We start from the raw sequence: 14,882 nt of genomic DNA, 5'->3' as shown, positions 1-14,882 counted from the left end.
CCGTGGGCTGCGGCGCGACGGGAGGGGGCGGCGGGGTGGCGGCGGCCTGGCTGCGCTTCACCAGTGCGACGACCTCGCGCTGGGTGCGGGCCAGGGCGTCTCGCAGGTCCGCAGTGCGCTGGTCGTCGCGGGCCACGTTGCGCAGCGAGTCGAGCAGTGCCGCGCCCTCGGGGCCGAGTCCGGCGGCGAGTTCGAGGGTGCCCCAGGGCGCGGAGGCGACGGCCTCCGCGACGCTGTGGGCCTGCTTGATGGAGGTCCCGTACCGGTCGGCGCTGGTCTGGCCCAGGTCGAAGGAGGCGAGGGCCTCCACGGTCTTCTTCGCCCCGGCCGCGCCCTTGCCCGCCTCCGCCGTGAGCGCGTCCAGCAGTTGCAGGGAGCGGCGGGCGAGGGCGAGCCGTCCGGTGTCGGCGGTCTGGTCGAGTCCGAGGAAGGAGGCGTGGGCCTCCAACTGGTGCACCAGGTCCGCCGCGTGGTCCCGGTGGGCGCGGGCGGCCTCGATGATCTGGCGGGCGAATTGGTTGACCATCCGACCGCGCCGAAGGGCAGGAGCCTTCTGCCCGAAGATCGTCTCGAAGCGCTGCCGTGCGGTGTCCCAGTCGGACTCGGCGGGCAGCGGCTGGCTGCGCAGCGCGTCATGGTCCTTGATCGCGGACAGTTCGGGCGCGGGGTCGAGTACGGTGCCGCCGCGTACCCACACCCGGTCGTCCATCTCGGCGAAGGCGGCGACGACGAGCCGGGCGAGGAAGTCGGGCAGGCCACGCGGGTCGGGTTTGTCCGTCCAGTCGGTCAGGGTGATCAGGGACAGGTCCCCGGTGACCCCCTGGGCGCTGGCGAGCTGGCGGAAGTGGTCGGCCCAGTAGCGGGACAGCTCGAAGTACGCCTCCTTCTGCTGCCCGAGGCGTAGGGGCCCGGCGATCCGCTGCATGAGCTTGCGGTCGGCGGCCGGGACCTCCACCCGCCCGTCACGTGCCTCGGCGGCGGCCCGCACATGGGTGAACACCTTGCGGGTGTCGGCGGATTTGACGGCGGTGCCGGTGCCGTCGGCGTCGAGGTCGGGGTGCGCCGGGTACTGGTGGGCGAGCAGTTTGCCCGCGACGTGCCGGATGCCGTCGTGCAGGCTCTGCCCGAAGGACAGAGTGAGGCCGTCGACATCGGGCAGCGGGACGAGGTGGTCGTCGAAGTCGGGCACGACGTCGGCGGCATGCTTCTGGGCGAGCCCGTAGGCCTGCTTGAAGGCGCCCTTGACCTGCTTGAGCAGAGCCTCACGCTGGGTTTCGAGGAGACCCTTGGCGCGGCTGCGGTTGTCGGCGTTGAGGTGGCCGGCGTACTGGGTGTCGAAGCGGTGCTCGTCGGCGAGGGCCTTGTCGATGACGACGAGACGCCGGAAGTCGGCGAAGCGCTGAGCGGACAGATGGGCGGGCAGCCAGGCGACGATACGGGACCGCTCGCCCTGCTGGCGCTCGCGCAGCCGCCGGATGCGGTTGACGTCCTCTACCGGGCCCCACTCGCCCTCGTCGAAGGGGAGGTCTATGGCGATACGCCAGCGGCCGTCATCCTGTGGCATCAGGTCGTGGTCCGGCAGCTCGTCCTCGTCGGCGACGTTGCCGAACACGATCTCGGCGGTGCGGGAGGTACCGCGCCACACGAAGCCGAGCTGGTCACTCAACTGCCCGTGCTCGACGCCCAGTTCCTCGGACAGCAGACGCCGGGCGAGGGCGACCCGGTTGCCGGGGTTGTCGTTGACCTGGGCGTTGGCGATGACGGAGTCGACGTCGACGCCGGACAGCTCAAGCCGTACGCCCGGGTTGGCGTCGGTGCCGGTCTCCTTGATCTCGGGGAACCTGGCCGCCCACTCGGCGACCTTGTTCTTGATGATGCCGACCTCGGCGCCCGGGATGGGCGCGAGGACCGACCCGTGGTTGAGGGCGCCGAGCCGCCGGATGGTCAGCTCGGCCAGGGAGGGCACGCTGGGCGCGAGCGCGGACAGCAGCAGGGTGCACACGAGCCGGTTGTCGCCGACGAACATGCGGCAGCGGTTGGCGCGCTGCGGGTCGGTGATGGCCTCGGGCCGGTTGACGTACTGCTCGACGTCGTCCTCGGTGATGTCGTACGAGCTGAGGAGGTAGGGCCGCAGCTTGGTCTTGTACAACTTGTCGGCGGCTTCGAAGACAACCTTCAGGCTGTCGGTGAACGGCTTGTCGCCGCCCTCCGCGATCACCGGGTAGAGGTCGCCGACGGGGATGAGCTGCCCGAGCCGGAGCTCGTTGCGGTGGTCGGCGAGAAGCTGACCCATCAGCTTCAGACCGGTACGGGAACGCTGCAGCGCGGACGAGATGTGGACGAGGGTGTCCATGAACGCCGGCGAGAACGGGTACGTCAGCCGGAACGACTCCGCATCCGCGCCGGTCGTGCCCTTCTCCGAGCCGAGGAGGGTGTCCCAGACCTGGGTACCGACCCGCTTGGTCTGCTCGAAGGCCGCCTCTACGAGCCGCTCCGCCTCGGCGTCCTTCGGCTTGAGGATGCGCGCGTGAGCGATCTGCGGGAGGTTGCGGTCCTCCAGGGTGATCTTGTCGAAGCGGCCGGAGGCCAGGTTCAGAGTGTCCTGGATGGAGGCCTCCGCCGCGCCGGAGACCTCTTCGCCGACGAGTTCACGCAGGTCGCGCTGGCGGGCGATGAACGACACGACGGGGATGGCGCGTCGGGCGTCGCCGCCCTCCACGAAGTTCGTGATCTTGCTGGCCTCGCGGGCCACGAACTTCTGCTCGTGGATAAGGGTCGCGAGCCAGAGGATCAACTCGTCCAGGAACAGGATCAGGCCGTCGTAGCCGAGCGACTTGGCGTGCTCGGCGATGACGGACAGACCGGCGTCCAGGGAGATGAAGCCGTGCTCGTTCTCGGCGGCGTTCTTGGCGAAGCCGGGGAAAAGGTTCGTGCTGGCGTCGTTGACCAGCTTCGCGCGCAGCTCGGCCGGGGCCGAGGGATTCCGGAGGTTGAGCGGGGTGCCCCCCTCGTGGTTCTCCTCGGCGGCGAGAGCGGTGTCGAGGAGCTGCGGGGTCCAGGCGAAGCCCTCGCCCCACTCGTCCGTTTCGCCGTCGCCCGCGTCGCTGCCGCCCAGACCACGGATGACCGCCTCGTCACCGTAGGTGGCACGGTTGGCCCGGATGTCGGCGAAGAGGGAGTCGGTCCGGTACACCTGCGGCGTCGGCGCGTCCGGGTGCAGCTTCTTGACGTGCGTGACGTACCCGCCGAGCACCCGCTGTTCGAGGGCCTTCGCGCCGAGCATGTGATACGGCACGAGCAGGAACCTCTTGCCGTCCGTGGTCAGCCACTCGTGCTTGGTCAGCACCGGGTCGAACTCGGTACGGGCACGGGCGGCCGGGTCGCCGCTGAGCAGCGCGGACAGCACGGCCATGAAGTGCGACTTACCGGAACCGAACGAGCCGTGCAGGTAGGCCGCCTTGGAACGGTGCCCGTCGAGCGAGGACTTGATGAGCGCCAGTGCCTCGTCGAAGTTCTCCAGCAGCCGCTCGGTGACGACGTAGTCCTTGAGCGCGTTCTGGGCGCCCTCGGGTGTCGTCGCCTCGGCGAGGGACAGCACGAAGTCCGAGGTGGAGATGTTCTCCTTGATGTCGATGACATCGCGGAGGAGGGGCGGCTGCTGGGCCATTGCGGGTCTCGCTCTCCCTGACGGTGGTCGGTGCTGCTTCTCGTACTCGGTGTCGTGCGGGGTCCGCCGCCGAGGCCCGAGGCCGGTCCGAGGGGTGGGGCGGGGCTCAGGGGTACGGATGGCCGGTGCGGCGGGCCGGCTGTCCTGGCCGTGGCGAGGACGGAACTGGTCATGCGGCGACGGGAACGGGAACGACGCTCGCGGCGTCGGCCGGGTCAGGCCGGCCGGGTTCGCGGCGTCTGCACTCTTCGTCCCCCTCGTACTGAACGTCACCCCTACGGCCTGCGCATAGCACCCTACATCCGTACTCCCATCGGCCCCGTGCCCTGTACCCTCGCGCACCGGCCGTGCGGGCCACTCCCGTCCCGCCGTGAGCACTACGGCCGCCATCGCCCCGACCGGTAGGCGTCCAGCAGTTGTCGGCTCGCGACCGTGAAGGGGTGTTCGGGGCCCAGACCGCGTTCCCGCCGCTCTACGACGTCGGTCATCAGCGCGATCCCCTCCTCCACGTGTCCGAGCGCGGCCCGGGTCCGGGAGAGGAGTTGCCGGGCGGCGAGCACGATCGGGTACTCGGACCCGAAGCGCCGCACATACGTCTCAGCGACCCGCTGCATCTCACGGTCGGCCTCGTCGAAGCGGCCCAGGAGGTACAGCGCCCACGCGTGGTTGTGCCGGGCGCCGAGTGTCACGGTGTGGTCGGGGCCGAGGGACCGATCGCATTCCGACGGCAGTGTGAGCAGTGTGCCGCCTTCCTCGGTGACCACTTCGGCAGCGGGCAGCATCTCCAGCAAGCTGGCGCGGGCCCGCAGGGTCAGCGGATGCGTGGGGCCCAGCGCCGAGCGCCGCCCGGCGACGGTGTCGCGGAGCAGCGCGACGGATTCCTCGCGTCTGCCGAGGTTCGCCAGCACGAGCTGGAGTCCATAGCCGCTGTCCGTGGTGTCGGGGTCGTCGGCGCCGAACAGGCGCTCCTGGACGTCCCGGACCGCGCGAAGCGCCGCTTCGGCTTCGGCGTACCTGCCCAGCCGGAACAGTGCCCGCCCTGCCCTGGAGCGGGCGGCAAGGACCGTACGGTGGTCCGCGCCGAGGAGTCGCTGTACGAGGTCCGCCGCGGTGCGGGAGGTCTCCCATGCGGAGACGTAGTCACCGGTCCGGTGCAGGGCGACCGACAGCCGCGTCGCGACGGCCAGGGCGTCGGCGGCGGACGGACCGTGGATGTGCCTCAGCAGGGCCAGCGCGTGCGGTACCAGCAGGCGCAGTCGCGGATTGTGCGGACCCGCGTCGGGTACGTCGGGCACGGCCGCGTCGAGCAGCCGGACGGCTGTCGTGTCGAGGGCGGGCACCAGGTCCGCGGGGGTCGCCGCCGAGACGCTGTCGAGCAGGATGCCGTGACTCTGTACGCAGCGTGTGGCGGCGGCGTCGACCAGTTCGGACAGCGACTGGTCGAGGAGGGCTCTGAGGGCTGTCTCGGTTCGGGCACGAGGCAGTACGGCGCCGATGTCGGCGTGGTTGAACAGCGTCAGCGGCAACGGCTCGGCGGCGAACCGGGCCAGCAGTCTGAGCAGGGCCGCCGCTTCGGGCAGCCCGCGCACTTCGAACGCGTCGAGGGTCAGCTGCCAGGTCAGGCCGACCAGGTGCCGGGGGTCCGCTTCGGACAGCGCGTCGGCTCCCCGGTCGATCAGCTGGACCCGTTCGTCTCCGTCGAGCTGGTCTCCGTAGGCGTCCATCGTCCAGGGGTCGATGACCTGGTGGGAGAGGAAGCCGCCCGCCAGGGTGAGGGCGAGGGGCAGTCGCCCGAGCCGGTCCGCGACCCGCGCCGCCTGCGCCGTCGTACCGCTGTGCGGGGCGAGATCGCGCAGCACGAGCGCGGCGTCCTCTCGGGGCAGTACGCCGATGTACTGCAGCTCGGCGCCCGGCCACCACCGGGCCGCCGCTCGCCGTGTGGTCACCAGGACGGTGCCGCGCGGGCTGGTGCGCAGCCAGTTGCCATCCCGCAGGATCTCCGGCTCGTCGGTGTTGTCCAGGACCAGTAACCAGGGTTCGGCGGAACGGTCGAGATACGTCCAGACGAGATCGGCGGCAGGCCTGAGGCCGTTGCGTGCGGCGAGCAGTTCGCCGTCGCCCGCCCCTCGGTCGGCGGCGACGGCGAGCATGCCGGCGCGCAGGCTCGCACGGTCGGAAGCGTTGACCCACAGGCCCACCCGGCCCTGTTCTCCGGTGGCCTCCTGGAAGAGGGCGCAGGCGACCGCCGTCTTGCCCGAGCCGCCCATGCCGTAGAGCACGTAGACCTGGCCGCCGCGTTCCGCCTCGACGCTCGCCCGCAGGCGTTCCATCACCTCGCTGCGGTCGCGCAACGCGACGGGGGGCCGGCCGACCGCCGGGTGTCGCACAGAGTCCGGTCCGCCGTGCTCCGGCCCGTCACCGCCGTAGTGGTGGTGTTCGCTGATGTGCTGGTCGCCCCGCGACTGGTAGACGCGCCCCTGGTCCTCGGCGTGGCCGTCCGTCCCACCCGTCATCGCTCTGCGATGTGCTGGTCACGTCCCGCTTGGTAGACCCGGGCCTGACCGGACGCGGTGGCGTGCTGGGTGATCTGCCGGGCGGTCGAGCCACCGGGATCGAGTTGGTTCAGCAGTCCGCGCAGTGCCTCGACGGCGTCGGGCCGGGCGACGAGCAGCCGCCGCACCAACTCCTGCCACTGAAGGCGTAGTTCGTCCAGGGTCTCCCGGTCGTCCGCCGCCACGGCGGCCAGCACGTCCTCGCGGCCAACCTCCAACTCTGCGGCGACGGTCTCGGCACGCTCGGGTTGCGTCCGGCGCCAGAGCTGCGTGACCCCGTCACGCGCACGGTGCCAGGCATCGGTCGCCATCAACGCGACCAAGGTGGTCCCCGCGCTCTGTGCGAGCGAGGTCACTTCTGGGTCCACAGCCGCCCCTCCGTTCACCCGATTTTCCGACAGCGCAGATGAAAATTGTCGCCTGCCGGGCGTTGGCATGATTTTCTTTCCGGCCAATATCATTCCACCCCTGAGCGACATGGGACAAGGAGGAATCAATCCTCGCCATTACCCCTCCAGTCCGGGTCTGACACATGGTCAGGCAGGCAAGTCGCACGCTACAGTGAGGCATCCAGACTGATCGAGGGGGCGACGGAAATGGCCAGGCCATGGGAAGCGGATCCGGACACGAGTTTCAAACAGCGCCTGGGAAAAACACCCCAGGAGCTCGGAAACACAACCGGAACTCCTGACTGCCCGGACATCTGGGAACTCGCCAACGGCGACATCGCCGTCATCGGCCGGGACCTCACCCAGTCACTCGGCAGGAACCTGCCCGACGGGGTCTCGATCGGGTTGGACGAACGCCTCGTGGTCATCCCCAGGAACATGCTCATCGCGGCGAAGCCGGACATCCCCAGTGTTTGACTCCTTCCCCGGCGGCGCCTCCGAACGCCTGGACCGCCCGATGTACCACGCGGACCTGGGCCGGGTCTACGCCGGCGGGGTCGGCTTCCTCAACAAGCTCGAGCGCGGACAGCACTTCAAGGAGCGCGGCTTCCCGAGCTGGGAGGCCTTCGCCGACGGCGACTGGGAGAGGGCACTGTCCCTGGCCGATGAGAGGCGCGAGGACTACGCCCAGGAACTCCGCCAGGCGTCGCGACTGGGCGTCACGCACCGCCGCCTTCGCGTCGTGGAATTCCCGGTCACGCCGTATGTGCAATGGGAGTTGTTCGTTCTGCGCGTACGCGTGGACCTGGGCGACGACATCAGGGTTCTCGACGCTCGCGATATTTCGAACATCGAGCGGAGCCGTCCGGTTCCAGAAGTAGTGATTCTCGGCGATGTGGCCATGTATGAGGTCGTTTATGACGAGGACGGGAATGCGGCCGGAGCCAACCGTTACACCGACCGCTCACTGATCCGGGAAACGAACGCCGGGTTCGATGCGCTTTATGAGCGTGGTGAGGGATTCCACGATTTCTTCGACCGGGAGATCGTCACCCTGCCCCCGCCCCGGGTGTCCGGTGCTACGACGGGCTCTGGCGGTTCGCGTTGATCAGCGAGTCGGGATGACGAGCGAGCCCGCAACCTCAGGAGTGCGCTTGCGGTGTCAGGACTGAGGTTCCTCCAGCTTGATGGCAGTGGCGTCCGCACCCTGCTGTTCAGCGTGTGCTGTGGCGAAAGGCCCGTGGTCTTCCACGACTTCACCATCCACAACTCGGTGCGACGGTTTCGTCAGCTCCAAGCTGGAGAGGTGCCTCTTGAGTCTCTTGGCCATCGGAAGGTAGGTCGCGAGAGTGAGCCCGCCGGAGACAACGGCCCCGACGACAGGGATGGCCTTCGAGACGCTCTTCGCGAAGGACTGCTTTGTCATCTGTACGCCGAGGTAAGCCGCGACCTTTTTCACTATCGGGTAGATGACACCCTTGGTGAGTGCCTTCTGGGGCAACTTCTTGGCGACCTGCTCCGACATCATCCCGGCGACCTTCCCCACAGCGGCGTTCGCCGACTGGGTGCCGAACATCACGCCGAAGAACAGCGTGAGCACCCCCATGGTCGCGTCATCGACGTCATCGCCGTCATCGGAGAACAGATCGGGCCAGCTGTAGAGGTACGCGAGCTTCTGCGCGATACGCACCATGTGGCCGAAGTACTGGGCCACGTCGGCGGGCACAGTGACGGGAAGGGCGAGGATGCCGGGTATCCCGGCAGCCGCGGAGAGCGCGCTGACCTTGCCGGTTTCGAAGCGGATGGAGTCGTTGGCCAATTTGTCGAGAACCTCGACAGCGATGCCCGCCGCTGCGGGGGTCTCTTCGATCGCCCTTCGGATGTCGTCCTCGGAGCAGTGGCGAGCCAGCGCACTTCGGAGGTACGCCTCCCTGTGGATACGCACACCCGGAAGCTTTGCTGCCGCCAGCAGCACCGCGGAGAAGCGCGACTCGGGGTTCTCGTTCACTTTGCCCGGTTTCATAGCAGGAACCTACAGTAGCTCCGCGCTCCAAGGACCGGACTGTCTCAGCTCCGTTGAGACCCCGTTATGTGCGTGACGGTGGCGTGCGGGCTGGGTCCATCACGAGTCGATCGTCGCCTGGGAAGGCGCCCGCCGTCGCGAACCGGCCGTCTCTGGGCGGAAGTTGACTGTCGTGGCAGCCTGCGCCGGCGCGACGCCCGGTGAGCGCAAGGAGCAAGGCGCTGCTGAAGGCTCTGCGGAGGCGGACATGCGCAGGGCCCTCGGCAAGCGCATGCCCACCGGAAGGCCCTGCCATCGGTGCCACTCCTGTCAGAGTGCCGCGAACTCGACGAACGTGGTCCACGCCGTGGGTTCTACTGCGAGTGCGGCGCGGGTTGTGTCCTTTGAGTCGCGGACGTGGACCGTGCCGAGGGAGGCGGCGACCTCGACGCATTCGCCGCCGTTCCCAGCGCTGTAACTGCTCTTAAACCAGACCAGCCCGTCCAGGCCAAGCCTGGGCTCTTCCCCGCTCATCTCTCTCCCAACAGCTTCTCGATCAACGCACGTGATTCTGCCGGAGTGTGGGCTTGCGCGCGCAGAGTCCCGTACGTACGTTCAAGCTCCCGGACTCTCTGGCGCTCCGTGTGCACGCGGCTGTCGCCTTGCACCTCCGCGTAGGTGATCCTGCGCCCATCCTTCATCTCCATCAAGGTGAACGGACCAGCCAATCCCGCATGCTCCTGACGGGAGAGCGGCATCACCTGGATCTCCACGTTCCGCTTCTCCTCGATGAGCAGCAGTTGCTCCAACTGCCCCCGCCATACCGCCGCACCACCGAGCGGACGCAGAAGTACGGCTTCCTCCACCACAAAGCTCAGATGCGGAGCGGGCCGCCGGTCGAAGATCCCCTGTCGTGCCAATCGGGCGGCCAACCGCTGCTCGATGACCTCTTCGTCCAACTGCGGGCGCCACATGGCGAAGACCGCCCGCGCATACTCCTCGGTCTGCAAGAGTCCTGGCACCGCCTGAGTGGCGTACACGTGCAGTACAACCGCCTCGGCCTCCAACTTGGCCGCATCCCGGAAGAACGCCGGATACTGAGCCCGAGCCACCTCCTCCTTGCTCGCGCTCAACACCCCACTCGCCTGCAGCACTTCATCCGCCTGGTCGATGAACTTCGGCGGCGGAATACGTCTCGCCTGCTCGAACGACGCGATCGTGGAGGCCGAGTACCCGGTCAGTGATCCGAGCCTCGCGCGGTCCATCCCCGCCCGCTCGCGGAACAGCTTCAACTGCCGTCCGAACACGCACAGAATGCCCGTCCCGACCTCGTACTCCGGCTGCTGAACCTCGTCGTCCACGCCGCAGCTCCTCCCGTACGACCATCGCGGTCACCGGACTTCGCCCGCCCAACGCACGGCCCAAGAACCGGTCACGCCCAACACCACGTACAAACGCACCGCCCACGCGTACAGCCCGCGCCCGTCAGCACGTCGCTCCTGGTCACGCTACGCACAGTCCGCGACCGTTGACCCCATGAAGTCAGCAACTCCCCCCAACGGGCATATGCCACAGCACCCCGCACCCGAACGCGGGTTCAGCATGCGCTTCACCTCAACACCACGCGGTGCCCGCCTCGCCCGCCGACTCGTCTCGCACCGCCTCAACGACTGGGGCCACCCCTACACGACCCCGGTCAACGAGACACTCACCCTCATCACGGCAGAACTCACCGCCAACGCAGTACGCCACGGCCACGTCCCCGGCCGGGACTTCCACGTCCAACTCACCCTGGCCGAGGGCACCTTCCGCATCGAGGTGACCGACACTCGCGCCGAGAAGCAGCCCCCGTCCACTCCCCCGAACCCCGACTCCGCATCCGAGTCCGGCCGCGGCCTGCTCCTCGTCGCCGCCCTCGCGGACGACTGGGGCGTCACGCCTCGCCCGGCCGCCCCCGGCAAAACGGTTTGGGCGGAGCTGCGCGTACGAACCGGAGGCCGCCCGCAAACGCACCTGGCGGCCCCTCGTCCGGCAGACTCGGCATCGGCGTACGGGCACAACACCAAGCCGTTTCCGGCTACTTCTTCACGGCGGCGCGACGACCTCGGGTTGCGGCCGGAGGTTGCCAGTTACGGAGATCCTCGTCGGTGAGTCCGTGCTCGCCCTGCTTCTGCTGGCGGTAACCGGCGAAGAAATCCGCCGGGGAGCTGCTGTAGAGCATGTCGAAGTCGTTGTGCCACTGGGTCAGCCACGGCTGGAGTTCCAGCAGGCCGGCGAGGAACGGCGTGATCTCCTCGGTGGACAGCGCGGTGTTGGTGAAGTACGTGGCGAGGGCCTGCGCCTGCTCCCGATGGTCCCAGCCGGCCCACCCGTACAGCTCGGGGGTGGCGGCGTTGGTCTGCCCGTAGGAGATGAACCGCTCCTTGGGCACGTCGAGCTTGCCGCGCGCCCTCCAGTAGGACGGGCGGAGGAAGTCGGCCGAGTTGTACTTCGGCGGTACCGGGATGGAGTCCCGGATCTTCCGCTTGGCAGGCTCGTCCGAGGCGGCGTCCTCCTTGCGCTGGAGGTCCCAGACCTCCTCCCAGTCAGCGCGCTTCTTCAGACCGGACGGCTTGTAGCGCAGGGCGGAGAGGAACGGCACGTGCTCGTCGGTGATCAGCTCGGCGACGACCTTCGCGAGTTCCTTGCGTGGCGCGTACAGCTTGGCGACGGAGACGAAGTCCTCGTCACGGGAGAGTGCGTCGGTGAGGCGGGCCAGGGTGAGGATGGTGGGCTGACCGTTCTCGTCGAACCAGTGATCGCGGGTCTCCATGCGGTCGAGCAGCCAGGAGCGCAGGGCCTTCTCCTGGAGTGCGTCCCAGCCCTCGGTGGCCCAGCGGCGCTTGTACTCCGGGCGCTCGATCATGCCGATGGCGCGGTTCGATTCAATGGCGTCGATGCGTTTCTGGACGATCTCGCGGTAGGGGGCGGGCCAGTGTGCTGGGATCTCTGTGATGGGCGTGGAGTTGTGCCGCTTGAACCACTCGTCACTGGCCTCGCCTGCGGCTACGCGGCGGGCGAGGACGATCTCGAAGGCGCGCTCACCGAGGGCCAGTGCGGGGATGTTGGGGTCGTCAGGGTCCTCGGAGACACGGAGGTCTTCCGAGTAGAGGTCGTAGAGGGAGTAGACCTGCCAGTCGAGTTCCTCTTGGAGGGCGATCATGCCGGCGCGGGTGGACTCCCAGCGAGCCTTGGCTTCGCGGAGGACCATGGCAGTGGACTTGGCTGCCACTGCCTCGGGGCTGGTGGCGGCGAGTTGCTGGGCGAGGGCGTCAAGGGCAGTAGCAAGGGCGGTGGGATAAGAGGCAGGAATGGGGAAGTCTTCAAGGTTGGTGCCAGTGAACTCATAGCGTTCTTCCCACGCTTCGCTCTGAATTCCGCGCCCAAGGCCGCTGCCACCCTTGCCCTGGCTCACCTGCTTGAGCCAGAACCCAGCCGTAGAGCTGTTGAGCAACCCAAGCAGCCGCAGGTACTCCTCTTCACTCGCCCCCTCCCGCAACTTGATCACCGGCGCATGCTGATTGTACGTCATGCCCGACCCATCGAAGTTTGCGTGCATGTGCGTGGCCACATGACTGAACGCAATCATTTCAGGAGTCTTATAACGTTCCGCGACCCATCGATACCAGGACCACCAGGGGATATTCGCCTCAAAACGACTCTTGCCCGAAAAGTCGGTAAGGCGACCCATGACTTGCTTGTAAACCCACAAGTGACGACCCCATCGAGCTTTCACATTGAGGGCGACAAGACCTCCGGTAGGAGTGTAGGGAACGAGGGCGACTGCGGCAGGATTAGCACCCCAGTCACGGATGTCCTCGCCGACGACCATAGGGCGAGTCAGGCTTTCCGGTGTGCCGAAGCGGCGATGCCAGTCAGCCGGCAGGTAAAAGGCATCATCTACCCCAGAAAAGCTAGCGAAGCCAATTTCGCGTGAGAGCAGAGCTGACAGACGTACTTCACTCTGCTCTTCAATCGCTTCGTTGATCTCAAGACCACCAGCGGCCAAGATCCACGGCTGCCGGCCGAAGTGCCGAGCGCGCTCCAAATCATCTACGGACACCCACTGGCTAACCGAACCCGGCTTGTCGATCTGCTCGGCAATCGACTGCCAGACCAGGCCCTTCTCCGCATTCTCCAGCGCCGACGGCTCCCCCTGCACGCTTCGGACGGTGCGAATCTCAGTCGATCGCCCCTTTCCAGCGCGGCGCTTTCCAACCAGGATGACCGTCGGTGTGCCATGCCCCGGGATGTACGCACCAGAGGTGTCGATGACCTCGGTCAGCTCGACCTCATGGGCGAAGTAGTTCTCGATGAGCTTGGTGCCAAACTCACGCTTCATGAAGGAGTTCGCGGTGATCTGGCCGACCAAGCCGTACCCGCTACCCTCGGCGTCACCCCACTTGGCCAGCTCGAAGAACCGCTCAGCGAACGGCACCGACAATGCATACTTGCCCGCGCAGGAGTCATACAGCTCCCGGTATAGCGAGTTGAGGGTCTTGTCCTTCACCGTGATGTACGGCGGGTTACCGACCACCACGTGGTACCGGCCCTGCTGCAAGATCCCAGGGTGCTCGTGAACGTCCTCAGTCGAGTACGCGAACTCCGCCAGCTCGTCCTCGCCCCCAAGCCCCTCGAACAACCCCAACTGCCGAGCCTTGATAAGCGAGTCCCCCACCGCCAGATGAACCGGCCACTCGTATCTCGCCGCCTCCCCCAGCGTGCGCACGCCACCGGCCGCCATTCCCGCAACCAGCAAACGGAACCGCGCAATAGCCACCGCGAACGGATTGATGTCCACCCCGTGCACTGAATCCAACGCAGCCCGCACCCGCTCGTGCACGTCCTTCCCCGGCTGCCCCTCCCCCCACAGCCGCACCAGCCGCCGAAACGCCCCCAACACAAAGTGCCCCGACCCACACGTAGGGTCGATCATCTTCAGTTCCTCGTACCCGAACTCCCGCACCGCCGGATTCATCGTCCGGTCGAGGATGAACTCCTCCACGAACTCCGGCGTCTGGAGCAGCGCGTACGTCTTCCGCGCGGCCTCGCTCAGGTCCTGGTACAGGTCACCGAGGAACCGCGTGTCCCACCCTTCCGTGCCGTCCGCATTCAGCGGATCGGTGAAGTCGTGGACGAGAACACCCCCCTCGTCCCTCCCTCGCCAGAACTCGACCAGCTCCCGCGCTCCGTCATGCGAAAGCGGAACCTGGTACAGCGGGTTGTGTCGCTTGTCGAAAAGCAGCCGACCCGCCTGCCCCTGCCCCAGCTCCTCGAACGCCTTCTCCAGCCACCCCCGGTACGTCGGATCCTCGTCCGACTCCACATACGCGTCGTACCGAGACTCCGCCAACTCCCGCCGGTCACCGTCCGACCCTGTCAGATACGGCTCCGGAATCAGCCGGTTGTCCTCACAGAACCGCACGAACACAGACCCCAGCACCCACGCCACCGCGACCTGAGTGACCCGCTCGTCCAGCCACGAGGTCCACGTCGCCGCCGTACGTCCGAGCTTGCGGGCCTGGTCGTACTCGGCCCTCAGCCGCGCACTGACATCCCCCAGCGCCTTCACCTGGTGCCCGAGGTCGTTCTCGACCGCCTTGACCTGCTGCTTCAGGTCGTTCAACAGAGCCTTGCGGTCGATCACTTGACGTCTCCCTCGACACCACTGGCACTAGCCACACCCTCACCGGACCCGCGATGGGCGTTGCCCACCCACGTGTCCGGAAGCTGAATCCACTCCCCCAGACCGGCCTGGTACGGCACGGCCACCTGCCCGAGCCGGGGCTCGCGCGAGGGGTCGCTCTGCGGGACCAGGAGCCACAGGCCCCGCCCGCCCCGCCGGGCCGCCGACGCCAGCCGGTCCAGGACGCCCATCGCGTCGTACCGCGCGAACACCCCGGCCTCCGTCAGCAGAACAGGCCCGGCCCCGCCACCACCGCCACCGTTGCCCAGCAGTTCCGCGATCCGGGGCTCCACCGCGCCCCACGCCGTCCGCGCGTACTCCGCGAAGCGCACCGCGCCCTTCGAACCCGGCTCGGCGGCGTCCGCCTTGAGCAGGGTCTCCCAAGTGGGCTTGGTGCTCGGCGTGACCTGCGCGTGGAGGGCCTCCAGGAACAGCTCCGTCACCGACAGCGCATCCGTGCCCAACCGCCCGGCACCCAGCTCCCGCACCGCGTCCCGCACCAGCTGCTGCCGTACGGTCAGCACCCGGTACCCGTCCCGGCGGGCCG

10 protein-coding genes and 1 pseudogene are annotated in these 14,882 nt (G+C 67.9%); 3 read left to right on the top strand and 8 right to left on the bottom strand.

Going from position 1 to position 14,882, the window contains the following annotated elements:
* The 3 genes from GA0115259_RS20770 to GA0115259_RS20760 form a co-directional block, all read right to left on the bottom strand.
* The coding region (locus tag GA0115259_RS20770) for a BREX-2 system ATPase PglY (RefSeq protein WP_093599322.1) at positions 1–3,667 on the bottom strand (3,667 nt) is incomplete at its 3' end.
* 377 nt (positions 3,668–4,044) lie between these two features.
* Positions 4,045–6,180 carry a tetratricopeptide repeat protein gene (locus GA0115259_RS20765; protein ID WP_093599319.1) on the bottom strand — a complete coding sequence of 712 codons (2,136 nt, stop codon included), beginning with the start codon at positions 6,178–6,180 and terminating at the stop codon, positions 4,045–4,047.
* A complete protein-coding gene (locus GA0115259_RS20760) occupies positions 6,177–6,587 on the bottom strand; it encodes a hypothetical protein (protein ID WP_093599316.1) in 411 nt (136 codons plus the stop codon). The genes GA0115259_RS20765 and GA0115259_RS20760 overlap by 4 nt, the downstream gene beginning before the upstream one ends.
* A gap of 228 nt (positions 6,588–6,815) precedes the next feature.
* On the opposite strand from GA0115259_RS20760, the gene GA0115259_RS20755 reads away from it, so the two are divergent.
* Together GA0115259_RS20755 and GA0115259_RS20750 are read left to right on the top strand one after the other, a co-directional pair.
* Positions 6,816–7,085 (top strand): hypothetical protein, encoded by a 270-nt coding sequence (locus GA0115259_RS20755; protein WP_093599313.1) that lies wholly within the window; start codon positions 6,816–6,818, stop codon positions 7,083–7,085.
* Positions 7,078–7,716, top strand: a complete 639-nt coding sequence (locus GA0115259_RS20750) for a DUF6879 family protein (protein WP_093599310.1) — start codon at positions 7,078–7,080, stop codon at positions 7,714–7,716. The genes GA0115259_RS20755 and GA0115259_RS20750 overlap by 8 nt, the downstream gene beginning before the upstream one ends.
* A gap of 54 nt (positions 7,717–7,770) precedes the next feature.
* Here the strand turns inward: GA0115259_RS20750 and GA0115259_RS20745 are convergent, their stop codons facing one another.
* The 3 genes from GA0115259_RS20745 to GA0115259_RS20735 form a co-directional block, all read right to left on the bottom strand.
* The gene (locus GA0115259_RS20745) at positions 7,771–8,631 is read right to left on the bottom strand and encodes a hypothetical protein (protein ID WP_093599307.1); all 861 of its coding nucleotides are present in this window, start codon (positions 8,629–8,631) and stop codon (positions 7,771–7,773) included.
* A gap of 309 nt (positions 8,632–8,940) precedes the next feature.
* Complete coding sequence (locus GA0115259_RS20740; protein WP_093599304.1) at positions 8,941–9,144, bottom strand: DUF397 domain-containing protein; 204 nt, start codon at positions 9,142–9,144, stop codon at positions 8,941–8,943.
* Positions 9,141–9,971, bottom strand: a complete 831-nt coding sequence (locus GA0115259_RS20735; RefSeq protein ID WP_093599301.1) for a helix-turn-helix domain-containing protein — start codon at positions 9,969–9,971, stop codon at positions 9,141–9,143. The genes GA0115259_RS20740 and GA0115259_RS20735 overlap by 4 nt, the downstream gene beginning before the upstream one ends.
* Positions 9,972–10,176: 205 nt before the next feature.
* Here GA0115259_RS20735 and GA0115259_RS20730 point away from each other — a divergent pair, with 205 nt between their 5' ends.
* On the top strand, positions 10,177–10,761 hold the full coding sequence (locus tag GA0115259_RS20730) for an ATP-binding protein (RefSeq protein ID WP_370748287.1): 585 nt from the start codon (positions 10,177–10,179) through the stop codon (positions 10,759–10,761).
* Here the strand turns inward: GA0115259_RS20730 and pglX are convergent.
* Both pglX and GA0115259_RS20720 read right to left on the bottom strand, forming a co-directional pair.
* Positions 10,688–14,296 carry a BREX-2 system adenine-specific DNA-methyltransferase PglX gene (pglX, locus tag GA0115259_RS20725; RefSeq protein WP_093599296.1) on the bottom strand — a complete coding sequence of 1,203 codons (3,609 nt, stop codon included), beginning with the start codon at positions 14,294–14,296 and terminating at the stop codon, positions 10,688–10,690. The genes GA0115259_RS20730 and pglX overlap by 74 nt on opposite strands.
* Positions 14,293–14,882: pseudogene (locus GA0115259_RS20720) on the bottom strand (BREX system serine/threonine kinase PglW); the annotation flags it as partial. The gene pglX and the pseudogene GA0115259_RS20720, both read right to left, overlap by 4 nt.

Source organism: Streptomyces sp. MnatMP-M17, assembly GCF_900091995.1.
Classification (GTDB): domain Bacteria; phylum Actinomycetota; class Actinomycetes; order Streptomycetales; family Streptomycetaceae; genus Streptomyces.
The sequence above is the reverse complement of the archived record's forward strand: the minus strand, read 5'-3'. Positions and strand labels throughout refer to the sequence as shown.

What these genes read in the sequence shown, in the direction of transcription:
- GA0115259_RS20730 (WP_370748287.1), top strand. Translation starts at nt 10,177, where the DNA reads ATGCCACAGCACCCCGCACCCGAACGCGGGTTCAGCATGCGCTTCACC.
- GA0115259_RS20740 (WP_093599304.1), bottom strand. Translation starts at nt 9,144, where the DNA reads ATGAGCGGGGAAGAGCCCAGGCTTGGCCTGGACGGGCTGGTCTGGTTT.
- GA0115259_RS20755 (WP_093599313.1), top strand. Translation starts at nt 6,816, where the DNA reads ATGGCCAGGCCATGGGAAGCGGATCCGGACACGAGTTTCAAACAGCGC.
- GA0115259_RS20765 (WP_093599319.1), bottom strand. Translation starts at nt 6,180, where the DNA reads ATGACGGGTGGGACGGACGGCCACGCCGAGGACCAGGGGCGCGTCTAC.
- GA0115259_RS20745 (WP_093599307.1), bottom strand. Translation starts at nt 8,631, where the DNA reads ATGAAACCGGGCAAAGTGAACGAGAACCCCGAGTCGCGCTTCTCCGCG.